Consider the following 16808-nt stretch of genomic DNA (forward strand, 5'->3'; position numbering starts at 1 on the left):
TGGCATTCCGGTGGCTGTTCCGGTCAACAACGGGGCAGACCGGCGGTCATTTCACTGCTTATTAAACAGATACATCACACGGTTCGGCGCTCAGATGTGCAACAGGCTGCCTGATGCGTGTCAAGATGAAGGCATTTCGGAGGGGGATGCAATGTCGAATGAAGAGTTGGAACTGGTCTGGAGAAACATCAAGGATGAAGCCCGTTCTCTGGCGGAGTGCGAGCCTATGCTGGCCAGTTTCTTCCATGCGACGCTGTTGAAGCATGAAAATCTGGGTAATTCCCTGAGCTATATGCTGGCCAACAAGTTGGCCAACGCCATCATGCCGGCGATTGCGATTCGGGAAGTGGTTGAGGAAGCCTATCGCGCCGACCCTGATATGATCGTTTCCGCTGCCCGCGACATTCAGGCTGTCTGTCTGCGCGACCCGGCAGTGGACAAATATTCCACCCCGCTGCTTTACCTGAAAGGGTTTCATGCCTTGCAGGCTTACCGCATCGGCCATTGGCTGTGGTTGCAGGATCGCAAGGCGCTGGCGATCTATTTTCAGAACCAGATTTCCGTGACTTTTGGCGTCGACATTCACCCGGCCGCCCGCATTGGTTGCGGCATCATGCTGGATCACGCTACCGGCATCGTGATTGGCGAAACCGCAGTGGTGGAAAATGACGTCTCTATCCTGCAGTCCGTCACGCTGGGGGGGACGGGTAAAACCAACGGCGACCGTCATCCCAAAATTCGCGAAGGCGTGATGATTGGCGCAGGAGCCAAAATTCTGGGTAACATCGAAGTGGGATGCGGCGCCAAGATCGGCGCAGGCTCGGTCGTTTTGCAGCCGGTGCCTCCTCATACCACCGCAGCCGGTGTGCCAGCCAGAATCGTCGGTCGCCCGGAAAGCGAGATGCCTTCGCTGGATATGGATCAGTATTTCAATGGTTCGTTGCGCGGTTTTGAGGACGGCGATGGTATTTGATGTCGTCGTTTTTCGCCGGGAAAGTTCCCGGCGTCATCCGGCGCTTTGTCGCTGATCACTTCACGGACGCGCCCCTCAGCAGTTGTTTTTTTATTCGTTTATCTCAGAGACCTCTTAAAAAGCGCTAATTATCTGTTCTATTTAGTTTTGGTTGTATTTCCCATGTGAAAATTACCTCTCTCGTGGCTATTTACGCTACATGTTCTCATGAATTGGAAACAAATCTGGCGGACAGCGAATAGCTGCCTAAGACCGCAGCTGTCGTGCCGTCTGCGGTGTGCTTCGCCTAAGATGAAAAATAGCGGCGGGCGTAGCGGATGTCCGTCAGCGTTTTTAGGGCCTGGCGCGGATTGTGCTCGGATTTGACCCTTCGAAAATGTCGTCGACGGATGCTGTCTGAATAGTAAAACTCTGGAAATAGGCATATGTGGTTACGGTTTTGTGCGCCAGTGCTTCTGGCGTGGTATTGGATGTTTTTCCCCTCAATGTCTCAGGCTGCCACGATGGAGAATGACGGGCAGAACGGATTCTGGCAGCGAGCGAAGAGCAATCTCGCCGAAACCTGGCATAACGGGCAGTCTCAGGATCTGTATGTGCCGGCGATAACCTGGCATAACCGCTGGACCTATTCCCGGGAGAAGATCGATAAGTACAACGAACGTCCCTGGGGCGCAGGGTATGGCGTTTCCCGGCTGGACAGCGATGGCGACTGGCACGGTATTTACCTGATGGCGTTCAAAGACTCCTTCAATAAATGGGAGCCGATTGGTGGTTATGGATACGAAAAACGCTGGAAACCGGTGGCCGGGAATGACGATTTTCAACTGGGGTTAGGTTTCACGGCGGGCGTGACTATGCGGGATAACTGGAATTATATCCCGATACCGGTGCTGCTGCCGCTGGCGTCGGTTAACTATCAGCGGCTGTCGTTTCAGATGACCTACATTCCGGGAACGCACAATAACGGCAATGTGTATTTTGCCTGGCTACGCTGGCAGCTTTAATTGTTTGGTTTATTTTTATTCGCATGTAAACCATGTTGGGGAAAGTTCCGGCGACAAACTCCAGTACAATAGCGGCTCATTGTTCGTAGGGAGTAGGCAACGTGCCGTTATTGGTCATCACCACCCTCGTGTGGGCATTTTCTTTCAGTCTGATCGGCGAGTATCTGGCCGGTCAGGTGGACAGTTGGTTTTCCGCTATGTTCCGTCTGGTGCTGGCGGCAGCGGTGTTTCTGCCTTTTCTACGCTGGCGAGGTTACTCCCCCAGGATTCTGGGGTTGTATCTGCTGATTGGCGTCTTCCAGCTGGGCATCATGTATCTGTTCCTGTTCCGCAGTTATCTCTATCTGAATGTGCCGACGATTCTGTTGTTCTCGGTGATGACGCCGTTGTACGTCACGTTGATTTATGACCTGCTCAGCGGCCGTCGTCTGCGTTGGGGATACTTGTTCAGCGCGCTGCTGGCGGTACTGGGCGCGGTGGTGATCCATTACCACGGCGTGAGCGATCACTTCTGGTGGGGGCTACTGTTGGTGCAGGCGGCAAATATCTGTTTCGCCATCGGTCAGGTGGGATACAAACGGTTGATGGAGTTGCATCCTATGCCCCAGCACAGCGCGTTTTCCTGGTTTTATCTGGGCGCAGCGCTGGTAACGTTGGTCGCCTGGGGGCTGTTCGGCAACGCGGCGAGGCTGCCAACCACTGGCGTGCAGTGGGGCGTACTGGTGTTTCTTGGCGTGGTGGTTTCTGGGCTGGGGTACTTCATGTGGAACTATGGCGCCACCCAGGTGGACGCCGGAACATTGAGTATTATGAACAACTTCCACGTTCCGGCTGGGTTACTGGTCAACTTTGCGTTCTGGCAGAAAACCCCGAACTGGACCAGCTTTATCATCGGTTCCACGATTATTGCTGCGGCGCTGTGGATACACCACCGCTGGGTCTTGAAGCGTCCCGCACAAACGGCAGATGCTCGCAGGCATGCTGGCGCGCCGAACGAATAAAGGCTTCAATCACCGGCTGACGCTGCTCGCCGTCTCGCACGGCGGCGTACAGCCGGCTCCATAGCCCTTCTCCCAGGGTTTTAGTGACCACCAATCCCTGTCGCTCAAAACTTTCCACCACCCAGTGAGGCAAGGCGGCGATGCCCATTCGGGCAGACACCATCTGAATCAGTAGCAGGGTATTGTCTACGCTCTTTAGCGATGGGCTGACCCCCGCCGGCTGGAGGAAATGCCGCCAGATGTCTAGCCGTTGGCGCTGTACCGGGTAGATCATCAGCGTTTCCTGCGCCAGATCCTCCGGATCGATCCGGGGACGGGCGGCCAGCGGGTGATCCGGCGCCAGTACCAGACGTACCTCAAAATCGAACAGCGGCGAGTAGTGCAGGCCGCTGCGCGGCAGAATGTCAGACGTCATCACCAAATCCAGCTCGCCCTGCTGCAATGCCGGTTGCGGATCAAACGTTACGCCGGATTTAAAATCCATCACGACCTGCGGCCAATGCTGATGAAAATTTTCCAGCGCCGGGGTCAGCCACTGAATGCAACTGTGGCACTCAATCGCCAGACGCAGCGTGGTCTGGTGCGGCTGATGGCAAGCTTGCAACGCCTGCTGTATTTGCGGCAGTACCTGTTCCGCCAGTTGCAACAGGATCTCACCCTGCGGAGTGAACCGTAGTGGCTGGCTCTTACGAACGAACAATCGAAATCCTAGCCGTTGTTCCAGATCGCTGAACTGATGCGACAGTGCGGATTGCGTTTGGTGGAGCTGTGCGGCGGCGGCGGCCAACGATCCCGTATTGCGCAGCGCCTGCAACGTCCGTAAGTGTTTAAGTTCGATCATGAGAGTCCTTCACAGTGACAGTGAATAAATTGCGCTTGTACTGACTACACTACCTGCGGATTATAGATGTGTAAACATCTGGACGGCTAAATGGGAATTCAAGCATGGCAATTTTAAATCATACTCTCGGTTTTCCTCGTGTTGGTCTGCGGCGCGAGCTGAAAAAAGCACAGGAAAGCTATTGGGCAGGAAATGCCACTCAGGAAGAGTTGCTGGCCGTCGGTCGCGAACTGCGCGCTCGTCATTGGCAGCAACAGCAGGCGGCAGGTGTGGATCTGCTGCCGGTGGGCGATTTCGCCTGGTACGATCACGTACTCACCACCAGCTTGCTGTTGGGCAACGTTCCGGCCCGTCATCAGAACGCGGATGGTTCCGTAGATCTGGATACGTTGTTCCGCATCGGCCGTGGCCGTGCACCGAGCGGCGAACCCGCCGCGGCGGCGGAAATGACCAAATGGTTCAATACCAACTATCACTACATGGTGCCGGAATTCACCCAAGGCCAGCAGTTCACGCTGGCCTGGACGCAACTGCTGGATGAAGTAGACGAAGCGCTGGCGCTGGGCCACAAGGTTAAGCCGGTGTTGTTGGGGCCGGTGACTTATTTGTGGTTGGGTAAAGTCAAAGGTGAAGCGTTCAATCGTCTGGAACTGCTCAATGCTATCTTGCCGGTGTATCAGCAGGTGCTGGCCGAACTGGCGAAACGCGGCATTGAGTGGGTACAGATTGACGAGCCGTTACTGGCGTTGGAATTGGACGCCGAATGGAAAGCCGCCTTCAAGCCGGCTTACGACGCGCTGCAAGGGCAGGTGAAACTGTTGCTGACCACCTATTTCGACAGCATCGGCCAGAATCTGGACGTGATTAAAGCGTTGCCGGTACAGGGGTTGCATGTCGATCTGGTGCACGGCAAAGACGACGCCACGGCGTTGAACGCACAGCTTCCTGCCGATTGGGTCTTGTCGCTGGGCGTGATCAACGGCCGTAACGTATGGCGCGCCGACCTGGCGAGCTGGTTCGAACGTCTGCAACCGTTGCTGGGCAAGCGCACGCTGTGGCTGGCCAGTTCTTGTTCGCTGCTGCACAGCCCGATCGATCTCAGTGTCGAGACCCGTCTGGACGAAGAGGTGAAGCGTTGGTTCGCTTTCGCTATTCAGAAGTGTCAGGAACTGGCGCTGTTGACCCGTGCGCTGAACGACGGTAACGGCGACGAACTGGCGGCGTATAGCGCGCCGATCCGCGCCCGCAGCACGTCTGCCCGCGTTAACAACCCCGCGGTGGCGAAGCGTCTGGCGGCGATCACCGCTCAGGACAGCTTGCGTCAGAACCCGTACCCGGTACGCGCCGCCGCACAACGGGCGCGTTTCAACCTGCCGGCCTGGCCGACCACCACTATCGGTTCATTCCCGCAGACCACTGAAATCCGTAGTCTGCGTCTGGATTTCAAACAAGGGCGTCTGGACAGCCAGAATTACCGCGTTGGCATCGCTGAGCACATCAAACAGGCGATTGTGGAACAGGAACGTCTGGGGCTGGACGTACTGGTGCACGGCGAAGCCGAACGTAACGACATGGTGGAGTATTTCGGCGAGCATCTGGACGGTTTTGTGTTTACCCAAAACGGCTGGGTACAGAGCTACGGTTCCCGTTGTGTGAAACCGCCGGTAGTGATTGGCGACATCAGCCGCCCGGAGCCGATCACGGTCGAATGGGCGAAATATGCCCAGTCGCTGACCAGCAAGCCGGTAAAGGGCATGCTGACCGGCCCGGTCACTATTCTGTGCTGGTCGTTCCCGCGTGAAGATGTCAGCCGCGAAACCATCGCCAAGCAGATTGCGCTGGCGCTGCGCGACGAGGTAGCGGATTTGGAAAACGCCGGTATCGGCATCATCCAGATTGACGAACCGGCGCTGCGTGAAGGTCTGCCGCTGCACCGTTCCGATTGGGCGGCGTATCTGGCGTGGGCGGTGGAAGCGTTCCGCCTGAACGCGGCAGTGGCGAAAGACGACACCCAGATCCACACCCACATGTGTTACTGCGAATTCAACGACATCATGGATTCCATCGCGGCGCTGGATGCGGACGTGATCACCATCGAGACCTCGCGTTCCGACATGGAACTGCTGGAATCGTTCGAAGAGTTCGAGTACCCGAATGAAATCGGCCCCGGCGTATACGACATTCATTCGCCGAACGTGCCGAGCGTGGCGTGGATCGAAGCGCTGCTGCGTAAAGCGGCTCAGCGTATTCCAGCCGAGCGTTTGTGGGTCAACCCGGACTGCGGCCTGAAAACCCGCGGCTGGCCGGAGACCCGTCAGTCACTTGCCAACATGGTGCAAGCCGCCAAACAGCTGCGTGAAGCCACGCGCTGACCACCGAAACAGGTGATGGGGAATGGCGCAAAGGATGACAGGATGTGCGTGAACCGCAGGATGTGATGCTCAGGGCCGGGGCGTTCCTCATCACCGCCGCATATGACAAGGGGAGATCGCTATCTCCCCTTTTTCTCTTCGGGTTTACCTGTATGAATGATTACGCTACGCCGTGTTGAGCGAACCAGTCCAGCATACGTTGCCAGCCATCTTTGGCGGAGGCTTCGTGATAGGACGGGCGATAGTCGGCATAGAAGGCGTGTTCGGCCTGCGGGTAAACCACGATTTCCGCGTCGGCGTTGGCTGCGCGTAGTGCCTGCCGCATGATGTCTACCTGTTCCAGCGGAATCCCCGCGTCCTGGCCGCCGTACAACCCTAGCACCGGCGCTATCAGCGATGTGGCGATATCCACCGGGTGCGTCGGGCTGGTCAGGGTTTTGGCGCCGGTCAGTCGGCCGTACCAGGCGACGGCCGCTTTCAATTGCGGGTTGTGCGCGGCGTATAGCCAACTGATGCGGCCGCCCCAGCAGAAGCCGGTGATGGCCAACCGAGAGGCATCGCCCCCCTGGCGAATTGCCCAGTGAGTGGCGTGATCCAGATCCGACAGCACTTGCGTATCCGGCACGGTACTCACCAGTTCCGCCATCAGGGTGGGGATGTCGTGATATTGCTGCGGATCGCCCTGACGAAAATAGAGCTCGGGTGCGATGGCCAGATAACCCAGTTTGGCCAGACGGCGGCAGATATCGCGAATGTGCTCGTGGACGCCGAAAATTTCCTGTACCACCAGTACAATCGGCAATGCGCCCGCTTCTTCGCGCGGCATGGCGATGTAGGCCGGCAGTTCGTCTCCCTGGGAGGGGATAGTGGTTTCCCCCACGATAAGCCCGCTGGTGTCAGTGGTAATGGTAGAGGACGCCAGCGGGATTACTGCGGGAGAGAATCCCCGGTCAGTTTCTCTAAGGCGCAATAATTCATCTGTTCTCATGGCGCTATCCTTAAGTGTGAATCGGCTGATGCGGGCCCGGCCCGTGGCGGTAGTTAAATAATGGTAGAAAACCTGCCCGGCATGTGCGCGGCGGCGTACAGAAATGTACAGACCTTGTCATAGCGTGTTTGACTACATAATGGGCATATTAGCGTTTGTTTTGTGATTAATATCACGTTTTTGTTGTAATGATAAATCCGTTACTTTCCAATGAATGATGGAGTTCACTAAAAATCGAGGGGTTCTGCGCTAGGATCCTGACGTACCCTATAGCCTACTGGGAGGTTGCTATGTCTGATGTGTTTCACCTCGGTTTAACCAAGAATGATTTACAAGGGGCGACGCTGGCGATTGTTCCTGGCGATCCGGCTCGGGTGGAGAAAATTGCCCGGCTGATGGATAACCCGGTTTTTCTGGCTTCGCATCGGGAATTCACGTCCTGGCGCGCCGAGTTGGCCGGTAAAGCGGTGATTGTCTGTTCCACCGGCATTGGCGGGCCTTCGACATCGATTGCCGTGGAGGAGTTGTCGCAGCTTGGCGTGCGCACGTTTCTACGTGTCGGCACCACCGGCGCCATTCAGCCGCATATTGCGGTAGGGGATGTGCTGGTAACTACCGCAGCCGTGCGTCTTGACGGCGCCAGCCTGCATTTCGCGCCGCTGGAGTACCCCGCCGTGGCGGACTTCGCCTGTACGTCCGCGCTGGTCGACGCCGCTAAAGACGCCGGCGCAACGCTGCATGTCGGCGTGACGGCTTCTTCTGATACGTTCTATCCGGGCCAAGAGCGTTACGATACTTACTCCGGCCGGGTCGTGCGCCGTTTTCAGGGCTCTATGACGGAATGGCAGAGCATGGGCGTGCTGAATTATGAAATGGAATCCGCGACGTTGCTGACCATGTGCGCCAGTCAGGGGCTATACGCCGGGATGGTGGCCGGGGTGATCGTCAACCGCACTCAGCAGGAAATTCCTGATGCCGCCACCATGAAACAGGCGGAGAGTATTTCGGTTAGCGTCGTGCTGGCGGCGGCGCGTAAATTGCTGGCCTGATGGCTACAGGGCCGGGCGTGTCCGGCCCGATTTGCTTCCCCGTCAGAACAATACGACAGGTGTCCCGAGCGCCTGACTTCATGTTGTCTTAATAGAATTATCAGATAGTTTCAGACTCTATTTCGACGTATTTCAGGGAACGTTATGACTGTATCTTCATTTCATCATCCTTCATTACTGCCGCTGGACGGCGGCGTCAATTTTCGCGACCTGGGCGGTATTATTGTCTCCGACGGGCGGCGCGTGCGTTCCGGCAAGCTGTTTCGCTCGGGGGCACTGGATATGTTGAGTGATACCGATTGCGACCATCTGGCTCGTGTACCTGTTGCCCATATCGTGGATTATCGTGACGAAAACGAAGCGGCGCTGCGGCCCGATCGCCTGTGGGACGGCGCCCGTTACCATCAGGTGCCTGCTAACCCGTTGCGGCATGAAATCACGGCTAATCTGGAGTCGCTCGGTTCGGAAAAACTGGAAGCGTTCGATTCCCGCGCTTTTATGCTGGAACTGTATCGTCGTCTGCCGTTCGGCAACCCGGCGTATCAGCATCTGGTGGCGCTGCTGCGGCAACCGGACGACGGCGCGTTGGTGCAACACTGCGCGGTGGGCAAGGATCGCACCGGTATCGGCTCGGCGCTGGTACTGTTTGCGTTGGGTGCCGACGAACAGACCGTGATGGAAGATTATCTGTTGACGGAACACACACTGACGCCGTTCCGTCGCCAACTGCTGGAAGATCTGGCCGCCAGCCTGAGCGAAAAGGCGCTGCGGCGTTTTGACTTTGTGCTTTCCGCACGGGAAGAATTCCTGTCGATGGCGTTGCACACCATGCGTGAACGCTATGGGTCGGTAGACGGCTGGTTGACTCAGGAGTTCGGGTTGGATGCGGGCGCCCGTGATGCACTCAAAGCAAAATATCTGGAATAACGCCTCGTCCCCGTACCCGCGGCCCGTTAGGGCGCATTATCTGCGTCGGTTTGCTCGCTTTCCGCCCGTCCCGCCAATGTCAGCGGTTTGCGCGGAAAATGCGGATTAACGTGTCCGGCGGCGGGTACCCTTTCATCTCGCGGTTTCGTCGGCGAGGATTCTGCATGATGTCGATTCCGGTGGTGTAATCGCGAAGACGCTTCGGACGCATTGGTTTTGTCCAGATCAAAGACGAGGTTGTCGCAGCCCGTTTATCTCCGCGACGTCTGGCGATTCTAGTGGTTGCTCTTCTCTGCCGAAGACGGAGTCGCCTTTTGGCGAGTGGCGTTTTGGGGATGGAAAGCGTAGAAATTGTGTGTTGTACCGGTTGGCGCCGTTTATCTTGCATAGCGAGGATGCGGCCGACCTGTGTTGTATTGCGGAAATGAGCGACATACATCGTTAGGAATGAAAGGAGTGTCGATGAACGTTGATACCGATAACCGTTATGCCAGTTTGAGTGCGTTTTCTTCATTATCTCCCGCCGATGCGGGCGACAGTGCATTTTCCTCCACGTTGCGCGCTGCGCGTGCCAATGCCGGGTTTGAAAGTACCGGCCAAGATGTCGACGCGAAGCAGATTGATTTTTCCAACATGACGCGGGATGAGCTGAAAGATTGGATTAACGACAAATTGCAAAGCGGTGAAATGACGTTCGACGAGAGCACGACATTCGTATCGCTGACGGTGAATGGACTGTCTGCTGCGGGCAACGGCAGCAATAACGCCGAGGGTACGTTTAATTATCGACAGATGATCCAAGATGGGCTCGACAACGCGCTGGGTCATGGCGATCGGGCATCCTCCGCCAGTCTGCAATCCGTGCTGAGTATTATGCAGCGCTATCAGGGCGAACAAACCGGCCAACATTCGCAGTCCGTCGTTGATATCACGGCATGAACTGCTGAGTGGAAAACAAACCGGGAGCCATTGGCTCCCGGTTTGTCGTGACAGACGATGCGAGCCGTCTGTCAGCCGGTGTTGCGCATTCCGGCGGCCACGCCGGCGATCGTGACCATCAGCGCTTGTTCCACCTGCGGATCCAGCGTGTCCTGCTGACGCGAACGATGCAATAGTTCCGCCTGCAGCACATTGAGCGGGTCGGTATAGACGTTACGCAACGCGATGGATTCAGCGATCCACGGCAGGTCGGCCATCAGATGGTCGTCGTTGGAAATGGTCAGCACGGCTTTGATGTCTTTTTCCAACTGTTCGCGCAGCTGTTGGCCCAGCGGCCACAGTGTTTCATCCACCAGTCGCTGATCGTAATACTCCGCCAGCCACAGATCGGCTTTAGCGAATACCATTTCCAGCATGCCGATACGGGTGGAGAAGAACGGCCAGTCGCGGCACATGGTTTCCAGCTGATCCTGATGACCGTCATCGATCACCTTTTGCAACGCCGCGCCGGCGCCAAGCCAAGCGGGTAGCATCAGGCGGTTTTGGGTCCAGGCGAAGATCCACGGAATAGCGCGCAGGCTTTCCACGCCACCGTTGGGGCGACGTTTGGCCGGACGCGAACCCAGCGGCAGTTTGCCCAGCTCCAGCTCCGGCGTTGCTGCACGGAAATAAGGGACAAAGCCGGGGTTTTCACGCACGTAGCCGCGGTACATATCGCAGGAAATGCGCGACAGCTCGTCCATGATGTGATGCCACTCTTGTTTCGGTTCCGGCGGCGGCAGCAGGTTGGCTTCCAGAATTGCCGAGGTATAGAGCGACAAACTACTGATAGTGACTTCCGGCAGGCCGAACTTGAAGCGGATCATTTCGCCCTGTTCGGTAACGCGCAACCCGCCTTTCAGGCTGCCTGGCGGTTGGGAGAGCAACGCGGCGTGTGCGGGCGCGCCCCCACGGCCGATCGAACCGCCGCGGCCGTGAAACAAGGTCAAGGCGATGCCGAATTTATCGCAGGTTTTGATCAGCGCATCCTGCGCACGGTACTGCGCCCAGGAAGCGGCCATCACGCCGGCGTCTTTGGCGGAGTCGGAATAACCGATCATCACCATCTGACGACCCTGGATGAAGCCGCGATACCAGTCGATATTCAGCAATTGCGTCATCACGCTGTCGGCGTTGTTGAGGTCATCGAGGGTTTCGAACAGCGGCGCTACCGGCAGTGCGTAAGGGCAACCGGCTTCTTTCAGCAACAGATGAACCGCCAGCACATCGGACGGCGTGCGCGCCATGGAAATGACATACGAGGCAATGGCATCGCGCGGCGTTTCGGCGATCACCTGGCAGGTTTCCAGCACTTCGCGGGTCTCGGCGCTGGGTTCCCATTGACGCGGCAGCAGTGGACGTTTGGAATTCAGTTCGCGGATCAGGAATGCCTGTTTGTCGGATTCCGACCAGCTCTCATAATCACCCAACCCCAGATAGCGAGTGATTTCCGCGATGGCTTCGGTATGGCGGGTACTTTCCTGACGCACATCAATACGAACCAGCGGGACGCCGAAGCAACGCACACGGCGCAGCGTATCGAGCAATTGACCGTCGGCGATGATGCCCATTCCGCAGGCATGCAGCGACTGATAACAGGCGTACAGTGGCTCCCACAGTTGCTGGTTATGGGTGATCAGATCCTTCGGCGGCGCAGCGGTTTCACCTTTCACTTGTGCGGTCAGATACGCCAGTGTTTCTCTGAGCTGGGCGCGTAGGTGTTTCATCACGACCCGGTACGGTTCCTGCTCTTCTTCTCCGCATCCCAACCACTGCCGAAACGCCGGCGTACATTGCGTCATCGACAGTTCGGACACCAGTACCTGAATATCACGCAGGAACAGGTCGGCGGCTTTCCAGCGGCTCAACAGCAGTACGTGGCGGGTAATTTCCGACGTCACGTTCGGGTTGCCGTCGCGATCGCCGCCCATCCAGGAAGTAAAGCGTACCGGCACCGACTCCACCGGCAGACGGAAGCCGAAAGCGTTTTCCAACTGCTCGTCCAGCTCGCGCAGAAACGCGGGCACGCCGTCCCACAGACTGTTTTCCACGACGGCGAAGCCCCACCGGGCTTCATCCACCGGCGTTGGACGATCCCGACGGATTTCGTCGGTATGCCAATATTGAGCGATCAGCTGGCGCAGACGGCGCATGATTTGGTGACGTTCGTAATCGGCCAGATCGTTGTGGTCGAGCTGGCTGAGGCAGGTATTGACCTCAACCAGCTTGTGAATCAGGGTTCGACGGGTAATTTCCGTTGGGTGTGCGGTCAGCACCAGTTCGATAGAGAGAGATTCCACCGCTTCGCGGATGGCGCTATCACTCAGGTTATCGCGGCTTTTCAGGCTGCGGAATGCATCGGCCAACATCCCAGGGTTTCCGGCGGCTTCGCCATGCGGAGAGATGCTGTGATATTGCTCGGCGGTATTGGTCAGGTTGAGGAATTGACTGAAAGCGCGGGCGACAGGCAGTAGCTCGTCGTTGGACAGGTTCTGCAGGGTAGTCAGCAGTTCCTGACGATGTTTTTCGCTGCCAGCGCGGGACGCTTTGGACAGTTTTCGAATCGTTTCAACACGATCAAGAATGTTTTCACCCAATGCATCCTTGATGGTATCTCCGAGCAATTTGCCAAGCATACTGACGTTGCTTCGCATTGCGGAATATTTTTCATTCATAGTAACCCTGACCCATTTCTCTCTATTCTGTAAGTTTTTTACACCACACAAAATATGTGGATACTGGTGATTATCTAGCCACGACCTGCTCTGTTCGTCAATGAATGTGACAACATCTCCTCTGTTGTACCTGTTTAACAGGTGATAAAGCAATTTGTGAAATTTAATTACAAAAGCTTGTAGATAAGCACGGCTTATTTTAGGCACGAAACGAGTAAGCAAACGAGGCGGGAAGACCATGTCATGTCGGTGCAAATTCAGTGGGGCGGGGAAAGCTTGTCCGGCGCGTCAGCAAGGATGCGCCGGATGGTCACGATCAGCGGTTTTTCCTGACGACCAGGCAATAAGACAGCGAAAAAGAAAGTATCAGGGAAATGAGGACGCCGCTAATGGCATAGATGAAGTAAGGGCCAATGTAGGCAGGCAAACTGAATACGCTGGACAGGATGTATCCGAATAGACGCACGCCGAAGAAAGCAATGAACGCGGATGCAACAGAGCTGGCAATCGTCGCGGACAAAAACGCTTTTTTATATTTGGTGAGCACGCCAAACAGCGCCGGCTCGGTGATGCCTAAAAGTGCAGAAACCGCCGCAGACAGTACCACCGATTTATCCTGCCGCGTTTTTTCATAGAAATAGATAGCGAACGTTGCCCCGGCAATCGCCATATTGGCCATGCACATCATTGGCATCAACATGTCGTAACCTTTTTCGGCAAAATTTTGTAATGCGATAGGAGTCATGGCGTGATGCATTCCTGTCAGGATCGCCACCGGACGGATAGCGCCAACAACAAGGCCCGCGAGTACGGAGGAAAGGTCGAACAATCCCTGAATCAACCAGGCAAGTCCTTTACCAAAGTGGATCCCCAATGGGCCGATGATCGTCAGTGAAACTAACGCGGTAATGAACAGTGTCAGTGTTGGGGTAAACACCGTTTTGAGTACAGCAGGCATAATGCGATCGACCCCGCGATGGATATAGCTCAAGGCCAGCACGGAAAATATCACCGGTATGACGCTGGCTGCGTAGTTAAACACCGGTATGGGCAGCAGGCCGAGAAAATAGAAGGTGTCGGCGACATTCGGTGTTTTACTGGCCAGCGCTTTAGCCGCCTCAATGAGTGATGGGTACATCATGCAAGCGGCTATCGCCGCAGCTAAATATTCATTGGTTTTGAACATGCGAGCCGCTGAAATCGCCAGAAAGAATGGCAGGAAATAAAAGACGCCGCTGGCGATAAGATCGATGATGATAACGGTGTCGGTTTTGGTGGCGATGATTTTCATAGCCAATAAACCTGCCAGCAGCCCTTTGATCATCCCGGCACCGGCAATAGCCGGTACAATTGGGCCAAATACACCGGAAACGGTATCCATGAACAACGAAATGAGGCCTTTCTTTGATGCTGTATGGGGCGTCTTTTCCGTATTTTCAGCCGTGTTTTCTGACAGGCTTTGTGTCAGCGCCGCGTAGTATTCTGCAACTTGCGGGCCGATAATAATTTGAAATTGATCGTTCTGATATTGTGCGCCTAATATTCCAGGAAGCTTTTTTATAGCGTCGATGTCTATTTTTTCTTCGCGAAGAACATCAAAACGAAGCCGTGTCATGCAATGCCAGGACTTATTAATATTTTCCGAGCCACCAATCAGATTAATAATTGATTGGACGATTTTATTTTTCCCCATAAATAAATCCTCATTATCATTATTGTCAGAAATAACGGCTTTGATGATAAAGGGCTGTTTTATTAAAAACAAACCAATAAAACATGATTCCTGTCTCATTTTCCCTTTAGATGCGAGTGTTATGCGTTTTTTTTTAAAATTGGTATGGTTTTTAATTAAAAAATAATGAGTTTTTTAGACCAAAAAAATAATACCTTTACAAGCCAAGGATAAATAAGTAAAAACATGTTATTCCACATGGGGCTCACGTCACGAAAAGCGTGTTTTTATCATCAGTTATTTTGTTATCAATACCAGGAGATATGTTTCTGTGACTCCGACTATTATTACTCACATTAAATGTCTTATCACTAAACCGGACAGACATAATCTGGTTACTGTCATCGTCGATACCAATAAGGGCATTACTGGTTATGGTTGCGCGACGTTCCAGCAACGGCCTCTGGCAGTGAAAACGCTGGTAGATGAATATTTATACCCATTGCTGGTGGGAAAAGATGCAAACCATATCGAAGATCTCTGGCATTTGATGATGGTCAATGCCTACTGGCGTAATGGGCCGGTTATCAACAATGCCATCGCGGGCATTGATATGGCTTTGTGGGATATTAAAGGCAAACTGGCCGATATGCCGTTGTATCAGCTATTCGGAGGAAAATCCCGTGATGCCATTACCCTGTATACCCATGCGGCCAGCGAGACGTTGACGGGGTTGTTTGATGAGGTCGATCGCCACTACGCGGAGGGTTATCGGCATATTCGGTGTCAGCTGGGTTTTTATGGCGGGACGCCGGAGCAACTGCATTCCACACGCCAGCCGACGCCCGGCGCCTATTATGATCAGGAGCAGTACATCGCCAATACGTTGTCCATGTTCCGGGCCTTACGGGAACGTTATGGCGACAAATTTCATATTTTGCATGACGTGCATGAGCGATTATTTCCGTCTCAGGCCGTGCAGTTTGCCCGGGCGGTGGAAGGTTATCGACCTTACTTCATCGAGGATATTCTTCCTCCGGCACAGAACGGTTGGTTGGCTCAAATCCGTGCTCAAACATCGGTGCCGCTGGCGACAGGTGAGCTGTTTAACAATCCGGCCGAGTGGCAAGCGCTGGTGATCCATCGCCACATTGACTTCATCCGTTGCCATGTCTCTCAGATAGGCGGTATTTCTCCCGCATTGAAACTGGCGGCATTTTGTCAGAACTTTGGTATTCGGCTGGCATGGCATTGCCCGCCGGATATGACGCCTATTGGCGCGGCGGTGAACTTACATCTCAATATCCATCTGCATAATGCGGCGATTCAGGAATATATCGCTTATCCGGAAAACACCCGACAGGTTTTTCCTGATTCGCCAATACCGGATAACGGGTATTTATATCCTATAGAAAAAGCCGGTATCGGCGTCGAAATGGCGGAGGATGCGGCGCAGGCGTTTCCCGTTGTTTATCGGCCGCACGAATGGACCCAAAGCCGCCTGCCGGATGGTTCGTTGCATACGCCATAGTCTTTTAGTCCCCGGGTTTATCAAGTCGACTGACGGAAGGTCAGGTTGTCCTGGTTGAAGGGGATCACGTAAGTACAGGTGTAGTTGATGTCGATGATATCGCTGACTTCGTATACCCTCCCGTCTTTCAGCATGCCGCGATTAAGAATGTGCATCGCGGCAATGCCTTTTTTACATCCCAGCAGTTCCGCCTGAGCCTGATTGACGGTGACAGCCTGATAATGGGTTAAAAAGTGAGAAATTTCGTACCCCTTGTCCAGAATGTATTTTTGAATGGATTGCTCAGGTATACGCCGGGTCATATCGGCAAACAGGTCGGCAGGCATTCTGGAGACTTCGATTTGTACCTTTTGGTTCTCAACATACCGTAACCGGCAAAACTCCCACAAAAAAACGGCATCGGAAATGCCGAACATCTGCTGCTCATCACGGGTAGGAAGACGCTTATGCAAACTGAGCAGACGAAAAGCGATCTGATGAAATTTCTTTTCGGTAACGGAGTTATAAACCAACGGATTGTTGCGGATGTCCGGATTAATGTAGTTTCCTGCGCCCTGAACCAGACGAATCGCACCAATGCTGGCCAATTTTTCCAACGCTTTGCGGATGGTAAAACGCGATACGCCATATTCTTCCGCTAAGGTGCGTTCCGGTGGCAGTTTTTCTGATATTCGCTGTTCCGGCCGCAGTGCGGCGTGCTGGTAAATCTTGCTCAGTAGATCTTGTGCAATAAAGTCTTTCTTCTTCATCGTGCGCCCGGTGAATGTGGCCGCCTGAGCGAGGCGGCGCTATAAATG

General features: G+C 54.8%; 13 protein-coding genes. 8 read left to right on the forward strand and 5 right to left on the reverse strand.

Annotated elements, in window-relative coordinates; all coding sequences use genetic code 11:
• Positions 1 to 151: 151 nt before the first annotated feature.
• The 3 genes from cysE (at position 152) to HEP82_RS01190 (ending at position 2978) form a co-directional block, all read left to right on the forward strand.
• The gene (gene cysE / locus HEP82_RS01180) at positions 152 to 973 is read left to right on the forward strand and encodes a serine O-acetyltransferase (RefSeq protein ID WP_012763822.1); all 822 of its coding nucleotides are present in this window, start codon (positions 152 to 154) and stop codon (positions 971 to 973) included.
• A gap of 470 nt (positions 974 to 1443) precedes the next feature.
• Positions 1444 to 1977 carry a lipid IV(A) palmitoyltransferase PagP gene (gene pagP / locus HEP82_RS01185; protein WP_192456416.1) on the forward strand — a complete coding sequence of 178 codons (534 nt, stop codon included), beginning with the start codon at positions 1444 to 1446 and terminating at the stop codon, positions 1975 to 1977.
• A 101-nt stretch (positions 1978 to 2078) separates the two neighbouring features.
• Entirely contained in the window at positions 2079 to 2978 is a 900-nt protein-coding gene (locus tag HEP82_RS01190) for a carboxylate/amino acid/amine transporter (RefSeq protein WP_192456417.1), read from the forward strand.
• Here HEP82_RS01190 and metR read toward each other — a convergent pair.
• Positions 2881 to 3819 (reverse strand): HTH-type transcriptional regulator MetR, encoded by a 939-nt coding sequence (gene metR, locus HEP82_RS01195; RefSeq protein WP_012763825.1) that lies wholly within the window; start codon positions 3817 to 3819, stop codon positions 2881 to 2883. The genes HEP82_RS01190 and metR overlap by 98 nt on opposite strands.
• A gap of 104 nt (positions 3820 to 3923) precedes the next feature.
• Here metR and metE point away from each other — a divergent pair, with 104 nt between their 5' ends.
• Positions 3924 to 6191 (forward strand): 5-methyltetrahydropteroyltriglutamate--homocysteine S-methyltransferase, encoded by a 2268-nt coding sequence (gene metE, locus HEP82_RS01200; protein WP_192456418.1) that lies wholly within the window; start codon positions 3924 to 3926, stop codon positions 6189 to 6191.
• A gap of 160 nt (positions 6192 to 6351) precedes the next feature.
• Here metE and HEP82_RS01205 read toward each other — a convergent pair whose 3' ends face one another.
• Positions 6352 to 7179 (reverse strand): dienelactone hydrolase family protein, encoded by an 828-nt coding sequence (locus HEP82_RS01205; protein WP_192456419.1) that lies wholly within the window; start codon positions 7177 to 7179, stop codon positions 6352 to 6354.
• Positions 7180 to 7469: 290 nt separating this feature from the next.
• Between HEP82_RS01205 and udp the strand changes: the two genes are divergently transcribed.
• The 3 genes from udp (at position 7470) to HEP82_RS01220 (ending at position 10094) form a co-directional block, all read left to right on the forward strand.
• Positions 7470 to 8228, forward strand: coding sequence for a uridine phosphorylase (udp, locus tag HEP82_RS01210; RefSeq protein ID WP_192456420.1), 759 nt, complete (start codon positions 7470 to 7472; stop codon positions 8226 to 8228).
• A 144-nt stretch (positions 8229 to 8372) separates the two neighbouring features.
• A complete protein-coding gene (locus tag HEP82_RS01215; protein ID WP_192456421.1) occupies positions 8373 to 9155 on the forward strand; it encodes a tyrosine-protein phosphatase in 783 nt (260 codons plus the stop codon).
• Positions 9156 to 9617: 462 nt separating this feature from the next.
• The gene (locus HEP82_RS01220; protein WP_192456422.1) at positions 9618 to 10094 is read left to right on the forward strand and encodes a hypothetical protein; all 477 of its coding nucleotides are present in this window, start codon (positions 9618 to 9620) and stop codon (positions 10092 to 10094) included.
• A 71-nt stretch (positions 10095 to 10165) separates the two neighbouring features.
• On the opposite strand, the gene ppc is transcribed toward HEP82_RS01220, so the two are convergent.
• Complete coding sequence (gene ppc / locus HEP82_RS01225) at positions 10166 to 12808, reverse strand: phosphoenolpyruvate carboxylase (RefSeq protein WP_192456423.1); 2643 nt, start codon at positions 12806 to 12808, stop codon at positions 10166 to 10168.
• 316 nt (positions 12809 to 13124) lie between these two features.
• Positions 13125 to 14501, reverse strand: coding sequence for a PTS transporter subunit EIIC (locus tag HEP82_RS01230; protein ID WP_192456606.1), 1377 nt, complete (start codon positions 14499 to 14501; stop codon positions 13125 to 13127).
• A gap of 310 nt (positions 14502 to 14811) precedes the next feature.
• Here HEP82_RS01230 and HEP82_RS01235 point away from each other — a divergent pair, with 310 nt between their 5' ends.
• A complete protein-coding gene (locus HEP82_RS01235; RefSeq protein ID WP_192456424.1) occupies positions 14812 to 16011 on the forward strand; it encodes an enolase C-terminal domain-like protein in 1200 nt (399 codons plus the stop codon).
• A 20-nt stretch (positions 16012 to 16031) separates the two neighbouring features.
• Here HEP82_RS01235 and HEP82_RS01240 read toward each other — a convergent pair whose 3' ends face one another.
• Positions 16032 to 16760: a GntR family transcriptional regulator gene (locus tag HEP82_RS01240; RefSeq protein ID WP_192456425.1), complete on the reverse strand. Its 729-nt coding sequence runs from the start codon at positions 16758 to 16760 to the stop codon at positions 16032 to 16034.
• Positions 16761 to 16808: the final 48 nt, after the last annotated feature.

This window comes from Musicola keenii (assembly GCF_014855505.1).
In the GTDB taxonomy this organism is placed as follows: domain Bacteria; phylum Pseudomonadota; class Gammaproteobacteria; order Enterobacterales; family Enterobacteriaceae; genus Musicola; species Musicola paradisiaca.